Here is a 23474-nt window from a genome sequence, read left to right on the forward strand (position 1 = left end):
CATGGACGTTCGCCAGTACGCCTTTCTCGCTCGCCAACCTTCTGCCGCCGTGAAAACCCGCGAGCACTTCTGGGGCATGCCCAAGCGGGGAGTGGCGTTCCTGTTGGCCAACGTAATGTTCTGGCAACCGATGTGGGCGCAGGCGGAAGGGATCGTCGTGGCCTCGCCGGGCACCAGTCTCGGTCAGGCGGGCAACGGTGTGCCGATCGTCAATATTGCCACGCCCAATGGCACCGGCCTGTCGCATAACCAGTTTCACGATTACAACGTCGGCACCCAAGGCGTCATCCTCAACAACGTCGCCAACCAGACCGGCGCGACGCAATTGGGCGGCATCATCGTCGGCAACCCCAACCTCACCAACCGCGTCGCGGCGCAAACCATCCTCAACGAAGTGGTTGGCGGCAGCCCGAGCCAGTTGCGCGGTTATACGGAAGTGGCGGGGCAGTCGGCGCGGGTGATCGTCGCCAACCCGTACGGCATCAGCTGCAACGGCTGTGGGTTTATCAATACGCCGCGTGTGACGTTGACCACCGGCAAACCGGTGCTGGACAACGGTCGTCTGGATCGCTTTCAGGTCGATCAGGGCAGCGTTTCCATCGACGGCGCCGGGCTGAATGCCAACAACGTCGACAGCTTCGAAATCATCACCCGCAGCGCGAAGATCAATGCCGAGATTCAGGCGAAAAACCTGACGATTGTGGCCGGTCGCAACGACGTCAATGCACAGACGCTCAACGCCATCGCTCGCGCCGATGACGGCAGCGCGAAACCGCAACTGGCCATCGACTCGTCGGCACTGGGCGGGATGTACGCCGGGGCGATCAAACTGGTCGGTACCGAAGCCGGGGTCGGGGTGAAACTGGCCGGCAACCTGGCGGCCAGTGGCGGTGATATCCAGATCGACGCCAATGGCCATCTGAGCCTGGCGCAGACCTCTGCCGCCGGCGCGGTGAACGTCAAAGCCGCCAGCCTCGACGCCCAGGGTCCGGTCTATGCCGGCAGCTCCGTCAATGTGCAAACCCAAGGCAACCTGACCAACCAGCAAACCCTCGCCGCCCGGGACGGTATCGCGCTGAGTGCAGGCGGGCAGTTGACCAACAACGGCATCATCGAGGCCGGGGTCAATGCCGATGACAGTCGCAACACCAACGGCGATGTCAGCCTGGTGGCGCAGAACCTTAACAACAGTGGGAAAAGCGTGGTTGCCAGCCGCAACCTGTCGATCAATACCGCACAGACATTAAGTAACCAGGGCGGCACGCTTAGCGCTCAACACGCCACCAACATCAACGCCGGGACTCTGGACAACCAGAACAATGGCCGGGTACAGGGCAGCGGCGCAGTGTCTTTGAGCGCTACTCAGGTTCTCAACACCCAGGGTGTGATCACCAGCAACGGCAACCTCACCGCCACCCTCGGGCACTTGAACAACAACAATGGCGAAGTCTCAAGCGCGGGCAATACCAGCGTTTCCGCGACAACCCTGGACAACAGTGACGGTCAGGTGACGGGTGACGTTGCGCTGAACATCGGCCTGATCGGTGCTCTGAATAACCAGAATGGTGTCCTGGGTTCGGGGCAGAACGTGAGTATCTACGCGGCCAGCCTGGACAACAGTCATGGCGGCAGCCTGGTCAGCGATGGCAGCCTGACCGCGCGCATCACGGGTTTGTTCGATAACCAGAACGGTGACCTGAGCGCCAAAGGTGTGGTCGATCTGCAGACCGGCAGCCTCGACAACCGTAATGGCAACCTGACCGGCAAGGACCGTCTGACCCTGCGCAGCGATTCGCTGGACAACCGCACCGGCAAAGTGCGCGCCGGCAACGACCTGCAGCTGAACGTCGGGCAACTGGATAACCGCCTGCAAGGTCTGCTCAACAGTCAGGCGACTATCAACTTCAGCGGCACTCATCTGGACAACCGTGGTGGCTTGCTCAGTGCGGCAGGTCCGGTGCGTCTGGACGCAGCCAGCGTCGACAACAGCAGCGGCCGCCTCTCCAGCAAAACCGATCTGATGGCGAACGTTGGGCAGTTCACCAACCAGACCGGTGAACTGGTTGCCCAAGGGATGCTGACGCTCAGCGGCAAGGGCCTCGATAACCGCAACGGCGGATTGGTGGGCGCGACAAAAGCGCTGAAACTCAACGTTGATGAGATGGACAACCGTGGTGGTGAAATCTCCAGTGCCGTTGATGTGAGTCTGCAAGGCCTGCACCTGAACAACAGCGACAACGGCAAGATTCTGGCCGGCACCGATCTGGGCCTGAAGGTGGCGCAGATCATCAATCAGAACAAAGGGCTGTTGTTCGCCAAAGGCATCACTACGGTGGCGGGCCAGAGTCTGGACAACAGCGGTGGCAGCCTGGTCACTCAGTCAGATCTGGATATTCGACTCGACAATGCCTTGAGCAATATCGATGGGCTGATCAGCAGCGAAGGCACGCTGACGGTTAATGCCGCCAGTCTCGACAACACGCGCGGTAGCCTGTCGAGCGCTGGCGCGTTGGCGGTGACCACGACTGGCGCCTTGATCAACCAGGGTGGTTCCGTCACCACCAACAACGGTCTGACGCTCAAGAGCCAAAACCTGAACAACAGCCAGAGCGGTCTGCTCAGTGGCAAAAACGCGATCACCGTCACCACCGGCGCGTTCGATAACACCCAGGGCGGTCGCTTGATAAGCGGCGACACCCTCGACCTGACCGCGACTCAAGTCAGCAATGGCGTGGGCAGCCGGATCGCCAGCGAAAAGGCGTTGACCGCCAGTGTTATCGGTTTCGATCAACAGGGCGGTCAGCTTTTCAGCAAAACCTCTCTGAGCCTGGATGTGAATAACGGGCAACTGAACAACCAGAATGGCCTGATCAACGCACCGTTGCTGATGTTGAAGAACCTCAATGACGTCAACAACCAAGGCGGTGAAATCTCCAGCGCCCAGGCCTTCACACTGGCCGCCCGCAGCCTGGACAACAGCAACGGCAGGTTGATCAGCAACCAGGGCCTGACCCTGCGCATCGAACAACTGCTTGCCAGCATCAAAGGCCTGATCGCTGCCCAGACTGTGGATGTGCACAGCGCGCGCCTGGACAACAGCGGCGGGCTGATCAGCAGTCGCGGCACGCTCGGGCTGACGGTTGAGGGTCAGCTCGTCAACCAGGACGGCACACTGATCGCCGACGGTGATGTGCACCTCAGCGCCGACAACCTCGACAACACCGGTGGCCAGATCGCCGGTAAAACCGATGTCACGGCCAACGTCGCGACGCTCGACAACCACGGCGGCCAACTGGTCGCAACCGGTGCCTTGACGCTGACGGGCACTCACCTCGACAACCGCGATGGCGGTCTCGTCGGCGCGAACAATGCGCTGCAGCTGACCATCGGATCCGTCGACAACCGAGGTGGCGAGTTGTCGAGCAAGTCGGACGTAACGTTGGTTGGCACCACGCTGAACAACAGCGATGGCGGCCAGGTGTTCGCCGAAGGTGCGTTGTCCTTGACGGTGGATCAGGTGATCAACCGCGCCAAAGGCTTGCTGTCCGGCAAGACTGACCTGATGTTGAGCGGCCGCGAACTGGACAACAGCGGCGGCACTCTGTTGAGCCAGAAAAACCTGAAGGTCGATCTCACGGCTGATCTGAACAACAGTCAGGGCGTGCTGAGCGCCGAAGGCACGTTGGGTGTCACGGCCGCCAGTCTGACCAATACCCTCGGCACCCTGTCCGCTGCCGGGCCGTTGACCCTGACTACCACAGGCGTGGTACTCAACCAGGGCGGCGAGATTGTGACGGACGCCGGCCTCACGCTTAAAAGCGCCAGCCTCGATAACCGCAACAAGGGCAGCATCAGCGGCAAAGGTGCCGTCGTCGTCAACACTGGGTCGCTCGACAACAGCCACGACGGACGCCTGAACAGCGGCGCCAGCCTGAGCCTGACGGCCACCCAACTGACCAACCAGGACAAAGGCCGTATCGCCAGTGTCGGTGCGCTGACCGCCAGCGTCACGGGCCTGGATCAACAAGGCGGGCAGCTGTTCAGCAACACGTCCCTGGAACTGGATTTGAACCATGGCCAGTTGAACAATCAAAACGGGTTGATCAGCGCACCCTTGCTGGTGCTCAAGAACCTGGCAGACGTCAACAACACCGGCAACGGTGAAATCTCCAGCGCCCAGGCCTTCACACTGGCGGCGCGCAGCCTGGACAACAGCACCGGCAAGGTGCTGAGCAATCAAAGCCTGACCCTGCGCATCGAGCAGGCGCTGACCAGCATCAAAGGCATGATTGCCGCCGCGGCGCTCGACGTCAAAGCGGCCAGCCTGGACAACAGCGGCGGCACCTTGACCAGTCTTGCCAGTCTCGACCTGAACCTCGACGGACAATTGAAAAACCGGGACCTGGGGCTGATCAACGGCACCACCGGTCTGACCATCAACAGCAGCGGTATCGACAACCAGAACGGCTCGCTGCTGGGCAGTGCGATCGCCATCGATTTCGGCGCAGCCACCGGTGACCTGAACAACAGCGGTGGCGGGATGATCACCACGACCGGTGCCCTGAGCATCCAGCACCTGCGTGACCTGAATAACCGCAGCGGCGAAATTTCCAGCAGCCAGAGTATCGACCTGAAAACCCATGCGCTGGATAACCGCAGCGGCCGACTGATCAGCAAAAACCTGCTGACGGTAAACGCTGATACCGTGAACAACCAGGGCGGGCTGATCTCCGGCTGGAAGGGCTTGAGCCTGACCAGCAACAGCCTGGACAACCGCAACAAAGGCACGCTGTCGAGTGGTCATGTCGACAACAGCGTAAACGTTCCCGGTGACATGGCCGTCACGGTCAGCGGTGACCTGCTCAACAGCGCAAACGGTGCGTTGGTCAGCCTGGGGAACCTGAGCGTCAACGCGGCGAACCTGGACAACAGCAGCACGGGTATCCTTTCCAGCGCCGGTGCCCAGACCCTGACCCTCAGTGGTCTGTTGAACAACGCCCAAGGCGGTCTGATTTCCAGTGGCGCAACCCTGGCCGTGCAAGCCATGACCCTGGGCAACGCCAGCGGCACCGTCAACGCAGAGCAGGCCCTGAGTTTCACCGGCACCACGCTGGATAACACCGGAGGCAATCTGGCCGGCAACGCCGCGGTCACCGTGGATCTGCTCGGTGCCCTGACCAACACCAATGGCAAACTGGCCAGCGGCGGCTCGCTGCTGATCCAACGCACCACCCAGATCAATAATCAGGGCGGCCAACTCGCCAGCCAAGGCTTGATGACGCTGCTCACCGATGGCCTGGACAACCGCAATCGCGGCACCGTCGCGGCCAACGACCTGTTGACCATCACCACACCGGGTGCCGTTCAGAACAGCGCCGACGGCCTGATCTACAGCCAGAATGGCGACCTGAAAATCCAGGCCGCCAGCCTCGCCAACGCCAAGGGCACGCTGCAAAGTGGCAGCGCGCTGAGCCTTACTATAGGCAGCGATATCGACAACCAAAGCGGCCGGATCGTCGCCAAGGCCGGAGACCTGAGCATCACTGCCGGCAATCTCGACAACCGGGGCGGCGTGCTCTCCAGCCTGCAAGCCGCGTTCACCGCCCAACTGACTGGCGTGCTGAAAAACGGCTATGACCTGAACAATAATCGTCAGGGCGGCATCACCCAGGCGCAACGTCTGAACCTGACCGCCCTGGGCGGGATCGACAACTATGGCGGACGCCTTTCTGCGCAAAGCGGTGACGCAATCATCGCCACCGGCAACTTCGACAACCGCAACGGCGGTCTGTACGCCAAAGGCAAGATCAATGTCACCGGCAACAATTTTGACAACAGCGGCGACAACGGTGGGCGAGTCGCCGGTCAACAAATCGACCTTAACCTCACCGGCGCGCTGAACAATCGCCTGGGCATCGTCGAGAGCGACAGCACCCTGGCGATCAAGGCTGCCAGCCTCGACAACCAGACCGGTCAACTGCGCGCCCTGGGCACCAGCGGTAAAACCAGCTTCCAGATTGGCGGCCTCTTCGATAACCGCAACGGTACGCTGGAAAGCGCCAACACCGACCTGGGCATGGCGGTGGGCAGTTTCCTCAACGGCGGCGGCAGCCTGCTGCACGTGGGCAACGGCACCTTCGACATCTCCACTGCGAACGTTACTGGTGCCGGCGGCACCATCGTTACTCGCGGCGGTTTGACGCTTAACGCCGATACTTGGAGCAACAGCAACGTCATCCAGGCCGGGCGCCTGACCGTCAACGTCAACAACTTCACCCAGACCGCAAGCGGCCAGTTGCTGGCTTCCGACAGCCTCGTCGGGACCGGCATCAATTGGTTCAACGAAGGCCTGATTGCCAGTGATGGCAGCCTGAGCGTGGGGCTGAGCGGTGCTTACTGGGGCGGCGGGCGTCTCAGCAGCCTTGGGACCCTCGGCCTGAGCGCCGCGCAAGTGAGCCTCAATGTCGCCACGTCGAGCATTGCCGGTGGTGGTAACACAACGCTCAATGTCAGCGGCCAACTGGACAATGCCGGTCGATTGACATCTGCAGCGCACCTGACGGTCAACTCAGGCGGGATCAATAACTTCGGAACGCTGGCTGGTGCTCAAAAGCTGACGGTCACTACGGGGACGTTGGTCAACAATCGTGGGCTGATCTTCAGCGGCGGCGACATGCAGCTCCTGAGCCCCAGCTTCACTAACAGCTACGGGCAGGTGTACAGCCTGGGCAGTACGCTGATTGCACGGGACAAAAACGGGACCAAGGCTGATCTGCTGGACAACAGGTCCGCAGGGATTGATAGCACGGGCGATCTGACGATTGCAGCCACGACGGTTAACAACGTCATGGATGTCTTGCAGTACACGGAACATGAGAAAAGTGTTGCGACCATCACTGAATTGCCGTGTGCAATGATCGCGGGGCCTGGGTGTGACTACCGTAGCGGTGGTCGAAGAAACGGTTTGTGGGAGATCGCTGAAACCGATCGTTTGAAGGTCACGCTTCATTCTGAAGCTGCCTCGATCAACAGCGGCGCGGACCTGACAATTAACGCAGGAGAAGTGAACAACATCAGCAGCAACGTGACGGCCTCTGGTGATTTGGCGATCACGGCTTCGACGATCAACAACAAAGGTCTGCAAGAGCAGGAAATCCTGTCCACTCGAAGGTACGTGAGCTGGGTCAATGAAACAGCCTCGGCCATCAGCATGGCTGGCATCTTCACCCAACGAAACAACCCGACGCCTTCGGCCACGGTCGAACAGGACATGAGTAATTTTCTGAAATGGATGGGAGAAACACTGCCCGCCAACAGTCGCGTCATTAATGGTGAGTCTCTGGATGCAATTATCCAGGCCGGCGGAAACGTATCCCTAAACGCTGCACAGAACATCAATAACAGCGTGGTGCGTCCGTACTACGCCTATGTCGCGGCGGGTCGTAGCAAAGCTGACACCGGAGCAGGCAGCGCTTACTCGACGCCGATCTACATCAACGCGCAACTCCCGCCCAACCTGGCGCAGCAACAAGTCAACCCGTTGGCGCTTCCCGGTTTCAGCCTGCCCACGGGCCAGAACGGCTTGTTCCGCTTGAGCGGGCAAGACAGCAGCACTCCGGTGGCCAGCGGTCCGCAGAGCTGGACGATGGGCGGTGCCACCGTCAGCCCGATCCAGCGTCAGCAACCATTACCTGATGCCAAGCCTCGGGACATTCAACTGGCCGGCAACGCTCAGGTTTCAGCGACCACCGCAGACCTGACCACGGTTGATCGTCAAGCGCCCAATATGTTTGCAGGGGCCAGCGCGATCGATGTCAGCGCACCGCTTGCCGACTCGACCAGTGCCGCACTTCCGGGACGTGCCACGGCATTGACGGTCAATCGCGTGCAAGGTTTGCCGGCCGGCAGCCAGTCCAAGCCACACAAATACTTGATCGAAACCAACCCGGTACTCACCGACCTCAAGCAATTCATGAGCTCGGATTACCTGCTGTCCAACCTCGGTTACGACCCGGACAACAGCGCCAAGCGACTGGGTGACGGCCTCTATGAACAGCGCCTGATCCAGCAAGCGGTCGTGGCGCGTACCGGTCAGCGTTTTATCGATGGTCAGACCTCCGATGAGGCGCTGTTCAAGTACCTGATGAACAACGCCATCGCCAGCAAAAACGAGCTCAACCTTGCGTTGGGCGTCTCCCTGACTTCTGAGCAAGTCGCGGCCCTGACCCACGATATTGTCTGGATGGAAAACGCCGTGGTGAACGGCGAGCAAGTACTGGTGCCGGTGCTTTACCTGGCCAACGCCAACAACCGCCTCGCCGCCAACGGTGCCCTGATCCAGGGCCGCGACGTGACCCTGATCGCCGGTCAGGACTTGAACAACGCGGGGACATTGCGCGCCTCGAACAACCTGTCCGCCACCGCGGGCAACGACCTGGTCACTAGCGGACTGGTGGAGGCCGGCAATCGCCTCGACCTGCTGGCGGGGAACAACCTCGTCAACAAGGCCGGCGGCATCATCGCAGGCCGTGACGTCACCCTCACCGCCACCCGCGGCGATGTCATCAACGAACGCAGCGTCACCACCCATGAAAGTGGTACCGGCGCCATCAACGAGCGCAAGGATTTCGTCAACAGTGCCGCCCGTATTGAAGCCGCCAATGCCCTGACCCTCAATGCCGGCCGCGATATCAACAACACCGGGGGCGTACTGAAAAGCGGCGCCGATACCACGATCAACGCCGGTCGTGACGTCAACCTTGTCTCCGCTGAACAGGTTGTCAGCAGCGAGCGGGGACTGCATCGCAATGAAACCGTGACCCAATACGGCTCAGAAATGGATGTGGGGCAGAGCCTGAAGGTCAATGCCGGGCGCGACCTTACCGTTATCGCCAGCCAGATCGACGCCAAGCGCGATGTGACCATGAGTGCGGTCGGTGATTTGACACTGGCTTCTGCGGCGGATGAACAGCATGCCTATGGCGCGAACAAGAAGTTTGTCAGTCAGGAAGATCACGTCAGTCAGGTGTCTACGACCGTCAATGCAGGGGGCAACATCACCCTCAGTGCGGGCAAGGATCTGGACCTGATTGCCAGCCGAGTGAGCGCGGGGGATGAAGCCTATTTGTTTGCGGCCAATAACCTGACGCTCCAGAGTGCAGAAGACAGTGATTACAGCTTTTACAGCAAAACCAAGAAAAGCTCCTCGGGCAAGAAGAGTCGACTCGACGAGGTGGCCAGCACTACCAACATCGCCAGCGCAGTGACCTCCGGCGGCAACAGTACGCTGCTGGCCGGCAATGACATGCTGATAAAAGGCAGCGAAATCGCGGCCGATAAAGGCGGTGTGCAGCTGGTGGCCGGCAATGACATGCAGATCGTTGCAGTCACTGATTCAAGCAGCGCCCGCCATGAAAGCAGCTCCAGCAAAAGTAGCTGGGGCGGTTTGAAGTCGAGCAAGGTCAAGGATCAGCTCAGCGAGACGCGTACTGAAGCGGTCGGCAGTATGGTGTCGGGTGACACTGTCAGGGTGGCGGCAGGGCGTGATGTCGCAGTTAAAGGCTCGTCACTGGTCAGTACCGCCGACTTGAAGGTGCAGGCTGGTCGAGACTTGACCATTGATGCAGCTGAAAACACCTTCACCCGCAACGAACTGCATAAGGAAAAAAACCGCGATCTAAGCGGAATGTTGACCGGCAACAATGGTGGTCTGGATGACATCACGGGTAATCAGCATCTATCGATCGGAGCCCAAAAACATAACGGCAAAGCACAGGAAACCACGCTGACGGGTAGCACCATCGGTTCCAGTGAAGGCGACGTCCAATTGATCGCCGGGCGTGAGCTCAAGGTGGTCGCCAGTGATTTGATCAGTACCAAGGACATGACCCTGAGCGGTTCCGACGTGATCATCACGGCGGGTACTGAAACGGCCAAGCAAAGCAGTACCGACAAGTCCAACAGTCTGGCGGTTGGTCGAGTGGTCGGCGGCATGGTCATCGACACGGCGAAAAGCATCCGCGATAACGTCCGTGCAGCACAAAACGCCGACGATGACCGGTTGAAGGCGGTAAAAACCGCACAAGCGGTGCTGGCTGCTTACAACCTGTACACGATGGGGCAAGACGCTTCAGACAACAGCAAGGAAGGAAAGCCAGCCAACAGCAGCGGTTCGCTGATTAAAATCGGCACTGAACTTGGTTCCACCCATAACAAAAGCACCAGCGAATACAGCAGCGAGACGGCGAAGCAATCGAGCCTTACCAGTGGCGCGGGGCTCGCCATTATTGCGACCGGCAAAGCGGCGGGTTCGGCTGGTGATATCCATGTCATCGGCAGCACCCTGAAAGCTGAGGACACGCTGCTGGTCGCGAAAAACAACATCACCCTGGAAAGCGCCCAGAACCGCAAGGAATGGGATAACCAGGACAGCCATAACAAAACCAGCATTGGTGCCAGCTTCAATATTGGCGCGCAGAACGGTTTCACCCTCGACCTTGGCGCGCAAACCGCCAAAGGCATGGGTACCGGAAGCGAGCTGACCCAGGTCAACAGCACCGTCGACACCGGCAGGCTGGTCCTCAAGAGCGGCCAGGACACCACCCTGGCCGGCGCCCAGGTGCGGGCCGAGCGCATTGATGCCGATATCGGCGGCAATTTGAACATCAGCTCCCGACAGGACGAAGCGAACCAGGTCAACAGCCAGAAGAGCGGTGGATTCGGCGGCAGCATCTGCATTCCGCCGATCTGCTACGGCGCACCCGTCACCGGCTCGGCCAGTATCGCCGCCAGCAAAATGGACAGCGCTTACAAGGCGGTCATCGAGCAAACCGGTCTGTTTGCCGGCAATGGCGGTTACAACATCAACGTGGGGGCTACGACTGTTCTGCAGGGTGCGGTCATCGCGAGCGATGCGACGGCTGACAAGAACCAGCTCAGCACCGACCGGTTGATCGTCAGCGATATCAAAAACAGCAGCGAAATCAAAAGCCAGGCAGCTGGCGTGAGCGTTTCATACACCGGCGGTTGGGACGGTGGGGGTAAGCCTGGCATAGGCGGCAGCGTCCCGCTGATGCTCAAGGACTCCGATCACAGCAGCACCCGCAGCGCGGTCAGCGAAGGCGCCATCACCGTTCGCAACCCCGCAGGTGCCAACGACCTCGTCGGTCTCAACCGTGATACGGCTAATGCCAATCAGAAGCTCGATCGCCCTGATGAAAAAGCCATGCAAGAGCGCATGGACCTGATTCAGGGTGTCGTGGATTTGGCCAAAGGGACCCTCGATGCCGTTGTGGCAGCCAAGCAGAAAGACGCGGCGAAGCTGAACCACGATGCAAAAACACCCGAGCAGAAACAGGCGGCAAAAGCGGCTATTACAGAGGCCGCACGCTGGGATTATGGCGGCGACAAACGAATCATGGCGGATATCGCCACTGGTTTGATCGCCGCGGGTCTGGGTGGCGCTGGTGGCGCAACAGGCATCGGCATCGTCGCCAACACCACCGCCGCAGATACCTATAAGAAAATAGGTGACTACGCCAATAAGCAATACATCGAGTCCAAGAACAGTGCGACGAAGGCCGCTTGGGCTGAAGGCGGGGCCGCACGCATTTTGCTGCACACACTGGCAGGCGCAGCTCAAGGGTTGGCAGGCGGCAATGCGCAAGGTAGCGCCATGGGGGCCGCCGCCTCCGCCGCTCTGATGCCGGCAATCGCCAAGGCGTTGGAAAACAACGGCGTGATCAGCGATGGCCAAAATGCTTGGGCGGCATTAATTGCGACCAGTCTAGGCGGGGCGGCGGGTTCTGGGGGCGGGTTGCTCTCCGGGGTTGCGGGAGGACGAGCGGGGGCTGGGGTTGAGGTTTATAATCGGCAGTTGCATCCGGATGAAGTCAAGTTCCTTCAAGACAAAGACCGCATTGCGCGCTTCATAAAGCAAGTAAAAGAAAAAACCGGAGAGGACCTGAACCCCGAGCAAGCCACTAAAGTGCTGAGTCAAGGTGGTGCCGCACTTGCTGACGCTCACTGGACTGATCTCAATGGTGCCGATCTGATTACTCAGACCTTCATACGCGAGGAGGCAGCGAAATCTGGCTTGGCTTATCAAGACGTAGATGGCCGTATGCATCTGTATTTTGTGACAATGCCTGAAGAGTACCGAAATGAAACCATAAACCTGAAAGTGCTTTTTGATGCCTATGGTGGAAAGGGTTCCAGCGTCGAAAAGTACCTGTCGGATAACTTTGTCCAAGAAGGCCAGAACACGTGGCGCGATCGATATCGGGCGGGTCAAGAGTTTGGCCTAGCGGACGCTAACAGAAACTATGAGGGAGCGGGTGGAGCCCTGCTTGGGGTAGCAGGCGATATCGGCGCGATCATTGCGGGGCTCGTTCAGTCGCCGTTTGCGGTAGGCAAATCTATTGTGAGCGATGAGGTCGGCCCACTCGACTCCACCCGTATGGCTGACTATTACCAGAAGCTCCTTCATATACAAAGCCGAGCCACAGAAGCGGGATATATTGCTGAATCCGATTATGCAACCAGCCAGCGCTTGATGCTGCTGGGGCTGCCGGTTAGTGAACTGGGTGGGCTTGCGTTGTTGAAGGCCTTCCAGGCAGGAGGAGTAGGCAGCGCAGCAAGACTTGCAATCGAGGCGGAGAAGAAAGCGCTGGATGCGCGCAGAATAGAGCTGAACTTTGGTCGTGACGCGGAAGGGTTTGGGCAAGCGGCACAGCGTGACTTTGCGCCAGGGAAGGAGCATCGTGCGGAAAATATCAATGCGGGGCAGGTTACCGACCGTGATGGCCTTCCGCGCGTTGATGATACCAAGACCGCTAATGAAAAACTCTTGGCAGAACAGGAGCTTGGGGGTAAGACTCTGTATTGGGGAACACAGCGCCCTGCCTGGAAAGAAGGCACAACTGTGACAGACCGCGTGACCACAAAGCCCGAGACCTATCGGATGGTGGTTGACGCAGATAAATATATGGAAATTAAAGAGGCTCTTAAGAGCGGTGATACTGTTACAGCAGCCAAAAAATTAGGCGGTTGGGCGACAACGGATCCAATACAAAGCACCGCAGATGTGCGCAATAATCTGGCAATCAGCAGCGAATGGAAGGGGCAAGGTGGTAATCCGATGTATGTTGTCGAGTTCACCACAAAGCCAGGTATTGGGGTGCGTGAAGGAACGGTGGGGCCGATGTACGATAAAAATATGAATACTCATTTGCCGGGGGGTGGCCATCAGGTCCAGTTCATGGATAAGTCTCCCTATATGGCTCCGGATATGTTCAGCATTGATCCAGCCAAAATTAGGAAACTACCATGACGAGTTTGGTTAAGCAGGTCATCGGTGTCTGGCAAGGCGCAGATGGTTCCATTGCGGAAATGATTTACGACGGCAGCCCTCTGGATGCAATGACCTTATTTGAGAAAGTAGAGAGTCTCCCAGACCCTGCAAGAAAAATATCCGCCTACTTGCTGCTGGAAAACGAGGAGCGGTCTGTACTGCCGTTTATTGGAGTTGCCTACATGCTCCCCGACCGAACCGGTGTTGTAGCTATCTTCGAGCCGGGGCAATACGTCAAAGAAGACGGAACAGACCATTTTCCGCAACCCAACAACGCCGCTATTTTCAATGCTGATGGCAGTCTGCGGTTTCAGTTGAAGCTCGATTGGAAAGGGGGACGCATTGAGGCATTCCACGGCGGGGCCATGCCCCGTTCATACAAAGATCATCTCGGCGTTGTAATCGCCACCCATCCAGATGCTCCGCCCGAATGGGTATATGCCATAGATCCGAATAAGCCCGAGCTTATTTCCACCGGCCAGTGGGTCAGGTGGTAAAAGGCTCGGTATTTGTCCAGTTGCAGCTATTGGTGAACGAACGGGATTGCTGGCCAACCTCGGCTACGACCCCGACCCCGACCTCAAACGCCTCGGCGATGGTTTGTATGAACAACGCCTGATCCAGCAGCGGTCGTCGCCCGCACCGGCCAGCGCTACATCGACGGTCAGACCACCGACGAAGGCCTGTTCAAGTACCTGATGAACAACGCCATCGCCAGCAAGGAGGCCCTCAATCTGTCGATGGGTGTCAGCCTTACCTCGCAGCAAGTCGCGGCGCTGAGCCACGACACCGACTAACTCGGCACGATGCGCTTCGAGTAGCTCGATGATTTTCGTCAGCTCGCTGGGACACCCAACGTGTGCAAGTGGTGCAACTGCTGTGCAGTGGGAATGCAAATGGGAGTGCAAGTCGAATGCAATTTGGTGTTCAGTTGCGATGCAACTGGGTGTGCAAGTCCATGCAATTACGCAAATCGGAACATGCGCTCCTGCAGGGCTCGGAAATTGGCAGCTCTGGAGCATCCGTCTGGGTGTTCTTGGTCATTGAGGGCCTGTACTAGGGCGTGAAGCCTAATTGGTCAGAAAGCGAGTATACACCCGCACCTGACGCCCTCGGCGGAGGCATAGCTTATTGGCACAGGCCGCCGGGAAGGGCTGGACGCCAGACGTGTGAAGTCTAACGATCAATGTAAGATTTCAGTAATTAATGCAAATTGCTCCCGGCCTGGACGAGACACGTCAAACCTCGGCTGGGCCAAGTGCCGCATTGAACCGGAAAAGCACGATATAGACACTCAGAAGAGGGGCTTGAGTTCGTTTCGAAACACGCTTCCCGAGAAAGATCTCAACGAGTATGAATCGGCCATACTCCCGCAGCACGTGCCCTGCGAGGCTTATCGGAGTCTACTGGTGTTATGGTAGTCGTCCACATAGGAGGACATCTTGGACGCGCATACACAGACATTGAGATTGGTGCAGGGGCTAGAAGACTTACTCGACCAGTTTCCCCTTTCTAGCGTAATCAGATCGCACGCGGAGTTAACTGAACAAGCACTTGATGCTTGGTCTGAGCGCCTCGGGTATCTGGGGCATCCGGGGCGCAAATACTGGGATCACCCGGCGGAGTTGATGTACGACAAAGCCGGCGTACTGCTTGGAGCCATGTTTGTGCTTATTCAGGCGGCCATCACCGAGACGGTCTCGATCGTAAAACGGATCTACGAGCTAAACGGACAGACGATACGCAAGGATGCCGTGATGTCGTTGGAGGCAGAGCTTAATCCGAAGTCAGGCCTTAGCTACGTAGCGATCGCAAACGGAGCTGCAAACTTTTATAAACATCGCTTCGAGTGGCCGGAGGACTGGCTTGGAAGCGTGTCATCGCAACAGGCAGACACAATCAACCTCGTCCGCGCCGTCGGAATGAGTCCCGAACAGGACTTGGCGGATAACCTGCTCTCCGCGGTCCACGCCATTACGAGAACAAGTGTCGACAACCCGAAAGACTTATCAGATCTGGTTGTTGGGAAATGGCGGGCGCGACTTGCGCTGAGCCTTCGCGTTCAGTTCGCGCTGACCCAGTATCCCTAAGTGATAATTGAGCGCGTGGTTAGCGACAATTTGTCCTGAATGCAGCTGCGTCAGCAACGTCGTCCTTGCTTCTTTTCATGCACCGATGAGCAGCCGTTCGGTTCTGATGCCCGCTGGACCGGAACTGGCCGATTTCTGCCTATCGCGACCAGCTTACAACGACCCTTTTCTCGAACGTCGGATAGATTCGTGAGCTAGCTGCTGTTTGGCGTTCCGGTTCACTAGGCGCTCAGCTCGCCGCCCTCGCCGACACTTTGCGTGCAACCGCGCGCGCTTCTGTCGACCATTGCGATGATCGTTTCGAAGAGTTCGTCCTGCGCCTGCTTGGGTGTGATTTCTCCGGTTGCGGCGGCATGGGACAGGGCCTCGGCCGCACCGAGCATCGCCCGAAGACTCGCGGGCGCGATAGCACCCTCTCTGGTAAATGGGGAGAGGGCCATCCGGCACTTGTTCATGAAGATCGCTTCGTATTCGCGCTTGATCTTTTCGAGCTCCGGTGAACTGGCCAACGCCGCGATCACGCCGGGTATCTCGTTGCCCTGGAGAAGCACGCATTCGACGTAAGACGATGCGATGACCGTCGCAGTTTCCAGCAAGGTGGGTTCGCTCGTCTGAAGCGCGGCGTCCATGAGTGCGGTCTGGCGAGCATCGAACTCCTGATAGAGCGCCGCCAGCAACCCGGGCCTTGTGCTGAAGTGATCGTAAACCACGGGTTTTGTCACGCCAGCTTGTTCGGCGAGCCGTCCAAGCGTCAAGGCTTCCGTGCCTTCCTCCCGGACTAGCCGCCAGGCGACATCCAGCAATTGGCGTTGCCTCTCTTCCCTTGACATGCGCCGACGCGGCTTTGTACTGGAGTCCTGCTCTCTTGTCTCGATGCTTGACATGGCTATATACCAAAAGTAACTTACTGTACGTAACTTACTATGAGTATATAAGGTTCGCCCTTTCGCCCTCAATCACTAGCAGGAGTTTTCGGCATGCACGCACTCATCGTTGTTGCTCATCACGATCCCCAGTCCCTCACCCATAGCCTCGCTGCGCAAGTCGCCGAAGGCTTATCCCTGGCCGATCCCGGCAACTCCTTCGAAATCGCGGATCTCTCGGCGCAAGCATTCGATCCGAGGTTCACCGCGGCTGATCTCGCTGTCCATCGCAGGGAGGCACCGCCCCCCGAGGATGTTGCCGCTGAGCAGGCGCGGATCGATCGGGCCGACGCCCTTGTGCTGGTCTATCCCGTCTACTGGTGGTCGATGCCAGCGCTTCTCAAGGGATGGATCGATCGCGTGTTCGCCAATGGCTGGGCGTTCGATTTCAGTTCGGATGCCAAGCTGGTGAAGAAGCTTCGCCACCTGCGGGTTCATCTTGTCGGTGTCGGCGGCGCCGACGGGGGAACCTATGAGCGGCACGGCTATGCCGACGCCATGAAGACGCAGATTGACCATGGGATCTTCGATTATTGCGGCGTATGCGTCGTGACGTCCGAACTCCTGCTCGAATCGGAAACGCAGGATTCGACTGCTCATATGGACACTGCACGAGCTCTCGGTCGCGAACTTTTCACTGTATCGAAGCGATGCAGTAATAACGGGACAGATTTATTGCCTATGGCTTGAATGCCCGCTTCTGGCCGATTGCTGCCGGTTAGGACGGGCAGCTATAGGCCAATGGATGCATCGGGCTAGCCTATTCGAAGCTACCAGTACGCTCGCGCTCTTCTTCGTCCTCGCGAAGCTCCTCCGCTGCGATTCTTCGTTCGAGGCTCGCTCTAGCTGTCGCTAATACGGGCTTCAGCTCTTCCTCGTTGCCAAGATTCAGCGCATCGAGAAGCGGAATCCGTTTCTTCAGGATTTCGGCCAAAGACCCGGACCAGCCTGAAGGCGTAAATCGCATTAAATAGCCCTCGATTACAGCCTTCTTATCAGGAGCATTAGCGAGCACAGCGAGCGCGGCCTCCGAAATAACCAACTCAGAATCTTCCACAGAGTCGATATTGGCATGTTCTTCACTCGCTCGACTTCGGGTATCGAATAGCTTACAGCTCCGTGCCGCGAAAATGTAACGATCAGACGGCGAGGCATTACACCAATCGATCAATACGTCCAATGGGACTACGCTGATTGCTGTCTCTTTCCGATCACTGTAAGGGCGCCCAATCACCGGCGACATCTGACGGTAGTAAGCTTCTTCACCGGGAACATAGATTGCGTCGAGCGCTCGTCGCGGCATGTGCGTGAGGAACGGCGAGATGGCGTCTTTTATGACATTCCTATCGGAATAACTACATTCCTTCGTACGCGCAAAGGCAACTAGATCGTTCAGTACCTCCAGCGCCGCTTCGGAAGAAGCTAATCGCTTCAGCGAAAACTCCAATATGCTCTTAAGGCGGTAACCGCTATTGGCACGATCCCCAAGAACCTTTCCCCATTCGGCTGAGCCCAGAAGATTTAGGCAGGTTGCCGCCAGTGATTCTTTATACGCATCATCGTGATCTGACGCGCAGTGGACGACCATGGAAAGGACATCAAGAAACACGACACCACCATCAGGCAGCAGTGCTATCGCAGAAAGCAACTCACCAATCTCTGCAACAGAAAATGAGTCGGTTTGTCTGCCCATCCTGAGATAGGAGTATTGCCAGGCAGGAGTATTTCCGGCCTTGATTGATTGGTGGATTCGAGCGTAAGCCGCTTGGTTCATCGGAATGCTGCAATGCAGATCCATGATCCACTTGACCCAAATTGCATCACTCACTGCGCTGTCGAGAAACTCATCGGCAGAAGCGGGAGATGCGTGATGCCAGCCGTTGAGCAAGCCGCGAAGGAAAAAGACACCGACTGTTCCAGGCGTGGCAGTGGCGATATGTTCCTTTGCCGCATCCAAAATCCAGCTTGGGTCCGCAACTTGCTTTCCAACCCCAACCCCCAAATGAAATGCACTGGCTCCTGACTTGGTTGTGATCAATTTCGGGAGTAACTCCAAAAGAAGTCCTTCAATGGTGGCAGCAGCCTCCCCAAGCTCCTCCACGGCCTGGTTTGATCTGCGGATGCGTTCACCAGTCGTTTCAGCGCGCTGATCTGCATCATCGTCATCAAGATCTAGGTCGAATTGATTCGATTCTAGAAGTCGAGCTCGAATCATGTCAGGTATAGCCTTCGGCTTGAGAAGATTCTCCAGCTCGCGCAGCTCGTTCTGAATTGACTCATCGCATTTGCCCAAGTCAAATCGAAGGATGCTTTTGACTCCAAACCAACCTTCAGGCCAGCTCACGGCTGAAGCCAGTTCTTTTACGGCTGCACACACTTCTGGCCTCAGATTCGTGCCTACCCAAAGTCCTCTTAAGCGGCGACCCAAAATAAATCTGCAACTTTCAGCAAGGTCGGACTTCTGTTTACCAATGTCGAGTGCCATACGGATGAATGGCATAAACCACGCCTCAACGTCTGAGCGGGATACCGGAGCCCATCCCTCGCTCCGCTTTCGAGCTCCGAAATCGAATCTGCTCACGGAGGTAAAATGCCATGCCTCAAGCGCCGCATCCAGCGCCAACAACCCCAACTGCTCTCGCTCTGCATCGCCGGATTCAAGCAATTTACTGACGAACTCTGCCCTTTGATTTGGGGGGGCATTCGTACCGGATAGCAGGCAGAAAAACAGAGACTTTAGAATTTCCACAATAGATTCCTGTCCCCGATTTCCGTCGGGATTTACCAAGGCGAGCCGGACAAGAATATCGGCGGCTATATCGAAATCTTCTTCTTCAAACGCGATGGCTTTCAACGTATGCGCATACTGGGCAAGCTTGCTGTTGTCGCCCGAAAGAAAGCTAGGGATATTGGCAGCCCGTCCAATCGCCGCTAGGGCGCCCTTCGGAGATACAGGTGCAATGTTGTGAAAGATCTCATGGCCAATGTCATTGAGAGCCGATAGGTCGCCAAAACGCCCGGATGGCGAGAGCCAGTCCCGTATGAGCTCGGCGGCTTTTGCGCTTTCATGTAGGTAACCAAGTCGCCGCGAGAACGACCGGACAACACGGTCGGTAGCGGTATCGACAAAGATATTCACGATTTGCGATTTGGGTATCGCTTCTAGTGCCTGGGCTGCGAGTCGATTAGCAATCGCGTGTGGCAAAACAGCACGCCATTTGCCACGCGCCTGTACGAGACCTCTACGCTGTAGATCAACGACTTTCCTCTGTAGGGTGATCAATGAAACGTCAGCAACAGCGGCAATATTGTTGAGTTCTGACCCTGGGCCATCGTCCTCGCCGTCAAGCGAGTACAGGATACTGGCCGCTTCCGCGCATCTGAGAAGATCTTCATTCTCGACGTTCTTCTGATGAAACAGGCGCTTGAACAGCTCGGAGTCTCGCAACCGTGCAAGTTCACCAGTCGTCGTTACCGTCGCTGCCAACGCAAACGCGACGCGAGCGTTACCGTCTGAGAATGCCGTGATGGTATCAACATCACTGATTGATAGGATCGGATAGCGCCGCTGAAGGAGCTGCCTAATTACGTCATCAGAGGAGCCTTCGAGACGGTAGCACCTCGTGGCGTCTGGTAAGTCGTCTCGAACATCGTACTCAACAGTAACCAGGCCAATCTTGTTGCTAGACCTCTTAAGCAGTTCGGTGAGCTTCTGATGAGTGTCAGCTCCGCAGTTGTCCACGACGAGAACACACTGACTTCCGTCTTCAATCAGCGCTTCGAGCATCGCTGAAGGTTGCGGTGACGGTCCATCTGAAAGGTCCGTATACAGCACGTCATCAGCACTCAGCGCAGCCTGATTCGCCTGTACACGCGGATCGAAGAGCGCCTGCACTAATCTCGTTTTGCCGACGCCAGATAAGCCGACAATGCGTACGCTTGCCCCCTTCGACAGGTCGATACGCAGGCGATCAATAGTGGCCGAGACATTGATGCCCTTCTCGGCGTCAGGCGTGAACACTTTGACTCGATCATCGAGCAGATATTCTGAGTCGACGGTCGTCTCCTGGTAGGCCCAACCCGAGTATGGGCGCCAACCCACAAGTGGCTTGCCTAGCTGGTGTTTGACCCAAGCTACGATCGCTGGGTGTTGCTCGACCCAGTCTGCAATCTTTCTTGCGTCATAGAAGGCAACACGCGGCGAGGAGCCGAGGCCGTTGGCCGACAAGCAATCTCTCATCGCATTAAGTCGTAGATCGAGAGCGGACTCGGAGGTGTCGTCTCGCGTCGCGGCAATGACGTAACTTCCTTTGGTCGTAGCGAGGTCGCGTATTGCTTGTCTTAGCACTCCCTTGGGCGCCATTTCCCCAGGTATCTTGCTGGGGGGGAACACTTCGGCCTTTACCTGAATGGCTGTGTTGTCATTGGGCAGATAGCCAGATATCCCCAGTGGCGGATTTATCTCTACCCTGACGTCCACCCCTCCATCTTTTGCTCTTTGATCGCCACCCCAGGTGACGGCCGACTCGGAGCCCCCGTGCTTGCGAATCTCAGCCCGACACAATCTTGCGATCAGTGCGCGTGCTTGCTCGTCGTTCAGGGCTTTTATGTCCGCTGCATCTACGTGAAATAATGTGTGCATTTTGGGGGCGTCAGGCTGACTGAAGCCTTAGCTTATAGCCTGAAGGCGCTTTTGACGCAGCAAGGACTGGCGAGACGTAATAGTCGAGGGTTGGTTCCATCCGGCTAGCATGCTGCCAACCAAACCGGGAAATCCAGAATCCTCCGGGTGTTCACCTCTGGCCGGTAGCCCCCGCTCGTGGTGAGGTTTGGCGTCTTCGGTGCCACTGCTTGGCAGGCTCGATGACTGATTCTGGCCGAGGCGGTGTCAAAACGTCCTTCAGCGCGACAAGTACTCAAAACCGGACTCGAAATCGCGCTTCTACGCAAAATCCACATCTGCTGACGTGCCGATAAATTGCAGATTTAACGTAGACGCGCAGATCTCAATTTTGGCGAAGCGTTTTTATACACTCTGGGCCGATTGCTGCCTTCGTTTCCATCCCACCACAAAGTCGAAAACGCCGCTCATTGAGCGGCGTTTTCGAATGCGTTTTATTTGTTAACCTAGGCCCCACATGCTTTCGCGTTTCATACCTGATTGAGCCTTGCTACCGCACTGATTGCCAGCGATGAGGGGTTCAAATGTTAGCCGCTCGTCGAAAAACGATGATTTATCCAAGGTATGGGCTGAAGTATGGGCTGCAGGGTTTTGTCAAAAGCCAGAAACGAAAAAGCCCTGAATAATCAGGGCTTTAGCGTTTAAATATGGCGGAGGCGATGGGATTCGAACTCATGGACCTGTTACAGTCGACGGTTTTCAAGACCGTTGCCTTAAACCACTCGGCCACACCTCCGTTTGCGTTGCGGGCGCCATAATACCTGAATGAAACACACTGTCAAACTCTCTGCATGGCTTGTTACAGAGCGTCTGTTATGATCTTTGCGACTGAACGTTTCAAACCAACAGGAGTGTCGCCATGCGCGAACAGGATTACGCAGTTAATAACAGCGTGCAGGCTGAGCAGCTAGAGGTTAGCCGCGTCCTGCGCAACACATACGGCTTGCTCGCTCTCACCCTCGCATTCAGCGGCGTGATGGCGTTCGTCGCTCAGCAGATGCGTGTCGGCTACCCGAATATTTTCGTGGTGCTGATCGGTTTCTACGGGCTTTTCTTCCTCACCAACAAGCTCCGTGACTCGGCCTGGGGCCTGGTGTCGGCATTTGCCCTGACTGGTTTCATGGGGTTCCTGCTCGGCCCGATCCTCAACCGTTACCTGGGCATGCAGGGCGGCGCTGAAGTCGTCAGTTCGGCTTTCGCGATGACCGCGCTGGTGTTCGGTGGTCTGTCGGCCTACGTGCTGATCACCCGCAAGGACATGAGCTTCCTCGGTGGTTTCATCACCGCAGGTTTCTTTGTACTGCTGGGCGCGACGCTGGCGAGCTTCTTCTTCCAGATCAGCGGTCTGCAACTGGCGATCAGCGCAGGTTTCGTGCTGTTCTCCTCGGTCTGCATTCTGTTCCAGACCAGCGCCATCATTCACGGCGGCGAGCGTAACTACATCATGGCGACGATCAGCCTGTATGTATCGATCTACAACCTGTTCGTCAGCTTGTTGCAGCTGTTCGGCATCATGAGCCGCGATGATTAATCGCAGGTTCTAAATAAAAAACCCGCTCAGGCGGGTTTTTTATCGCCCGGAGTTCGGGTTTATTCCGTGATGATAATGCTGCCATCGGCCTGCTGGCGGTAGATGGTATAGGGCAGGAGCAACGTATCGAGGGCGCCGGAAATGACTACGTCGATGAGGACAATGGCCGGAGCACTGTCATGCACCTGCGCATCCCGTCCTTTTTGCAGGGGAGCATTGAGCATGCAGAAATCGTAAGTCACGCCGCTGTAGATACGGGGAACGGCACCGCAGTAACTTTTGTACTCCTTGAGATCCTTCGCCGCCACTTCGTCACCGCGAATCACAGTCTGTACCGTACCGCAACCCGTCAGCATCAATGCCGCGAGTAAAACCACCTGAATTTTCATACCGCCAATCCTTCGCCGGAAAACTGTCAATTTACGCGTTTCCAATCAAAACCGCACTCAAGCCATCGGTGGCAAGCGGCGTTTGACCGGGGTCTTCTTGACGATGGCGGTGTTGGTTTCGGCGTGGGTGTTGAGGCGGTCGAGCAGGGTGTCCAGTTGCTCCATCGAGCGAACATGCAGGCGCGCGATGAAACAGTCGTCGCCGGTAACTTTGTCGCACTCGGTGAATTCGGGGATGGCCTGAATCTGCCGCTCGACTTCCTGCAACTGGCCCGGCAACGGGCGTATCCGTACGATGGCCTGCAGTTGATAGCCGAAGCATTTCGGGTCGATTTCGACGGTGTAACCCTTGAGCACGCCACGCTCTTCCAGCCTGCGCAAACGCTCGGCAACGCTGGGTGAGGACAAGCCGCTGATCTGCGCCAGGGCCTTGAGCGAACGGCGGGAATCTTCCATTAATGCGGTGATGAGCACTTGGTCGATGTCGTCGGTCATGGCAAATCCTCTGT

At 57.4% G+C, this 23474-nt stretch carries 9 protein-coding genes, 1 tRNA gene and 1 pseudogene; 6 read left to right on the top strand and 5 right to left on the bottom strand.

Annotation, left to right across the window (positions count from 1 at the left end; translation table 11 throughout):
• The first annotated feature begins 1 nt into the window (after position 1).
• The 4 genes and pseudogenes from ACA053_RS12270 (at position 2) to ACA053_RS12285 (ending at position 15441) form a co-directional block, all read left to right on the top strand.
• Positions 2 to 13330 (top strand): two-partner secretion domain-containing protein, encoded by a 13329-nt coding sequence (locus tag ACA053_RS12270; RefSeq protein ID WP_497395679.1) that lies wholly within the window; start codon positions 2 to 4, stop codon positions 13328 to 13330.
• Complete coding sequence (locus tag ACA053_RS12275; protein WP_497395681.1) at positions 13327 to 13848, top strand: hypothetical protein; 522 nt, start codon at positions 13327 to 13329, stop codon at positions 13846 to 13848. Before ACA053_RS12270 ends, ACA053_RS12275 begins: the two co-directional genes overlap by 4 nt.
• Positions 13849 to 13894: 46 nt before the next feature.
• Positions 13895 to 14139, top strand: a pseudogene (locus tag ACA053_RS12280) (hypothetical protein); the annotation flags it as partial.
• Between the two features lie 654 nt (positions 14140 to 14793).
• Positions 14794 to 15441, top strand: a complete 648-nt coding sequence (locus ACA053_RS12285) for a hypothetical protein (protein ID WP_497395683.1) — start codon at positions 14794 to 14796, stop codon at positions 15439 to 15441.
• A gap of 221 nt (positions 15442 to 15662) precedes the next feature.
• Here the strand turns inward: ACA053_RS12285 and ACA053_RS12290 are convergent, their stop codons facing one another.
• Positions 15663 to 16325, bottom strand: a complete 663-nt coding sequence (locus ACA053_RS12290; protein ID WP_497395685.1) for a TetR/AcrR family transcriptional regulator — start codon at positions 16323 to 16325, stop codon at positions 15663 to 15665.
• Between the two features lie 93 nt (positions 16326 to 16418).
• On the opposite strand from ACA053_RS12290, the gene ACA053_RS12295 reads away from it, so the two are divergent.
• On the top strand, positions 16419 to 17054 hold the full coding sequence (locus ACA053_RS12295; RefSeq protein ID WP_198132750.1) for an NAD(P)H-dependent oxidoreductase: 636 nt from the start codon (positions 16419 to 16421) through the stop codon (positions 17052 to 17054).
• Between the two features lie 70 nt (positions 17055 to 17124).
• Here ACA053_RS12295 and ACA053_RS12300 read toward each other — a convergent pair whose 3' ends face one another.
• Together ACA053_RS12300 and ACA053_RS12305 are read right to left on the bottom strand one after the other, a co-directional pair.
• Positions 17125 to 21006 (bottom strand): hypothetical protein, encoded by a 3882-nt coding sequence (locus ACA053_RS12300; RefSeq protein WP_497395687.1) that lies wholly within the window; start codon positions 21004 to 21006, stop codon positions 17125 to 17127.
• Between the two features lie 687 nt (positions 21007 to 21693).
• Positions 21694 to 21781 (bottom strand) — tRNA-Ser (locus ACA053_RS12305).
• 123 nt (positions 21782 to 21904) lie between these two features.
• On the opposite strand from ACA053_RS12305, the gene ACA053_RS12310 reads away from it, so the two are divergent.
• On the top strand, positions 21905 to 22576 hold the full coding sequence (locus ACA053_RS12310; protein ID WP_008006561.1) for a Bax inhibitor-1/YccA family protein: 672 nt from the start codon (positions 21905 to 21907) through the stop codon (positions 22574 to 22576).
• Between the two features lie 59 nt (positions 22577 to 22635).
• On the opposite strand, the gene ACA053_RS12315 is transcribed toward ACA053_RS12310, so the two are convergent.
• Positions 22636 to 22965 (bottom strand): YceK/YidQ family lipoprotein, encoded by a 330-nt coding sequence (locus ACA053_RS12315; protein ID WP_497317483.1) that lies wholly within the window; start codon positions 22963 to 22965, stop codon positions 22636 to 22638.
• A gap of 57 nt (positions 22966 to 23022) precedes the next feature.
• A complete protein-coding gene (locus ACA053_RS12320; protein WP_008155029.1) occupies positions 23023 to 23460 on the bottom strand; it encodes an Lrp/AsnC family transcriptional regulator in 438 nt (145 codons plus the stop codon).
• Between the last annotated feature and the right edge of the window lie 14 nt (positions 23461 to 23474).

The organism is Pseudomonas sp. LBUM1672 (assembly GCF_059695655.1).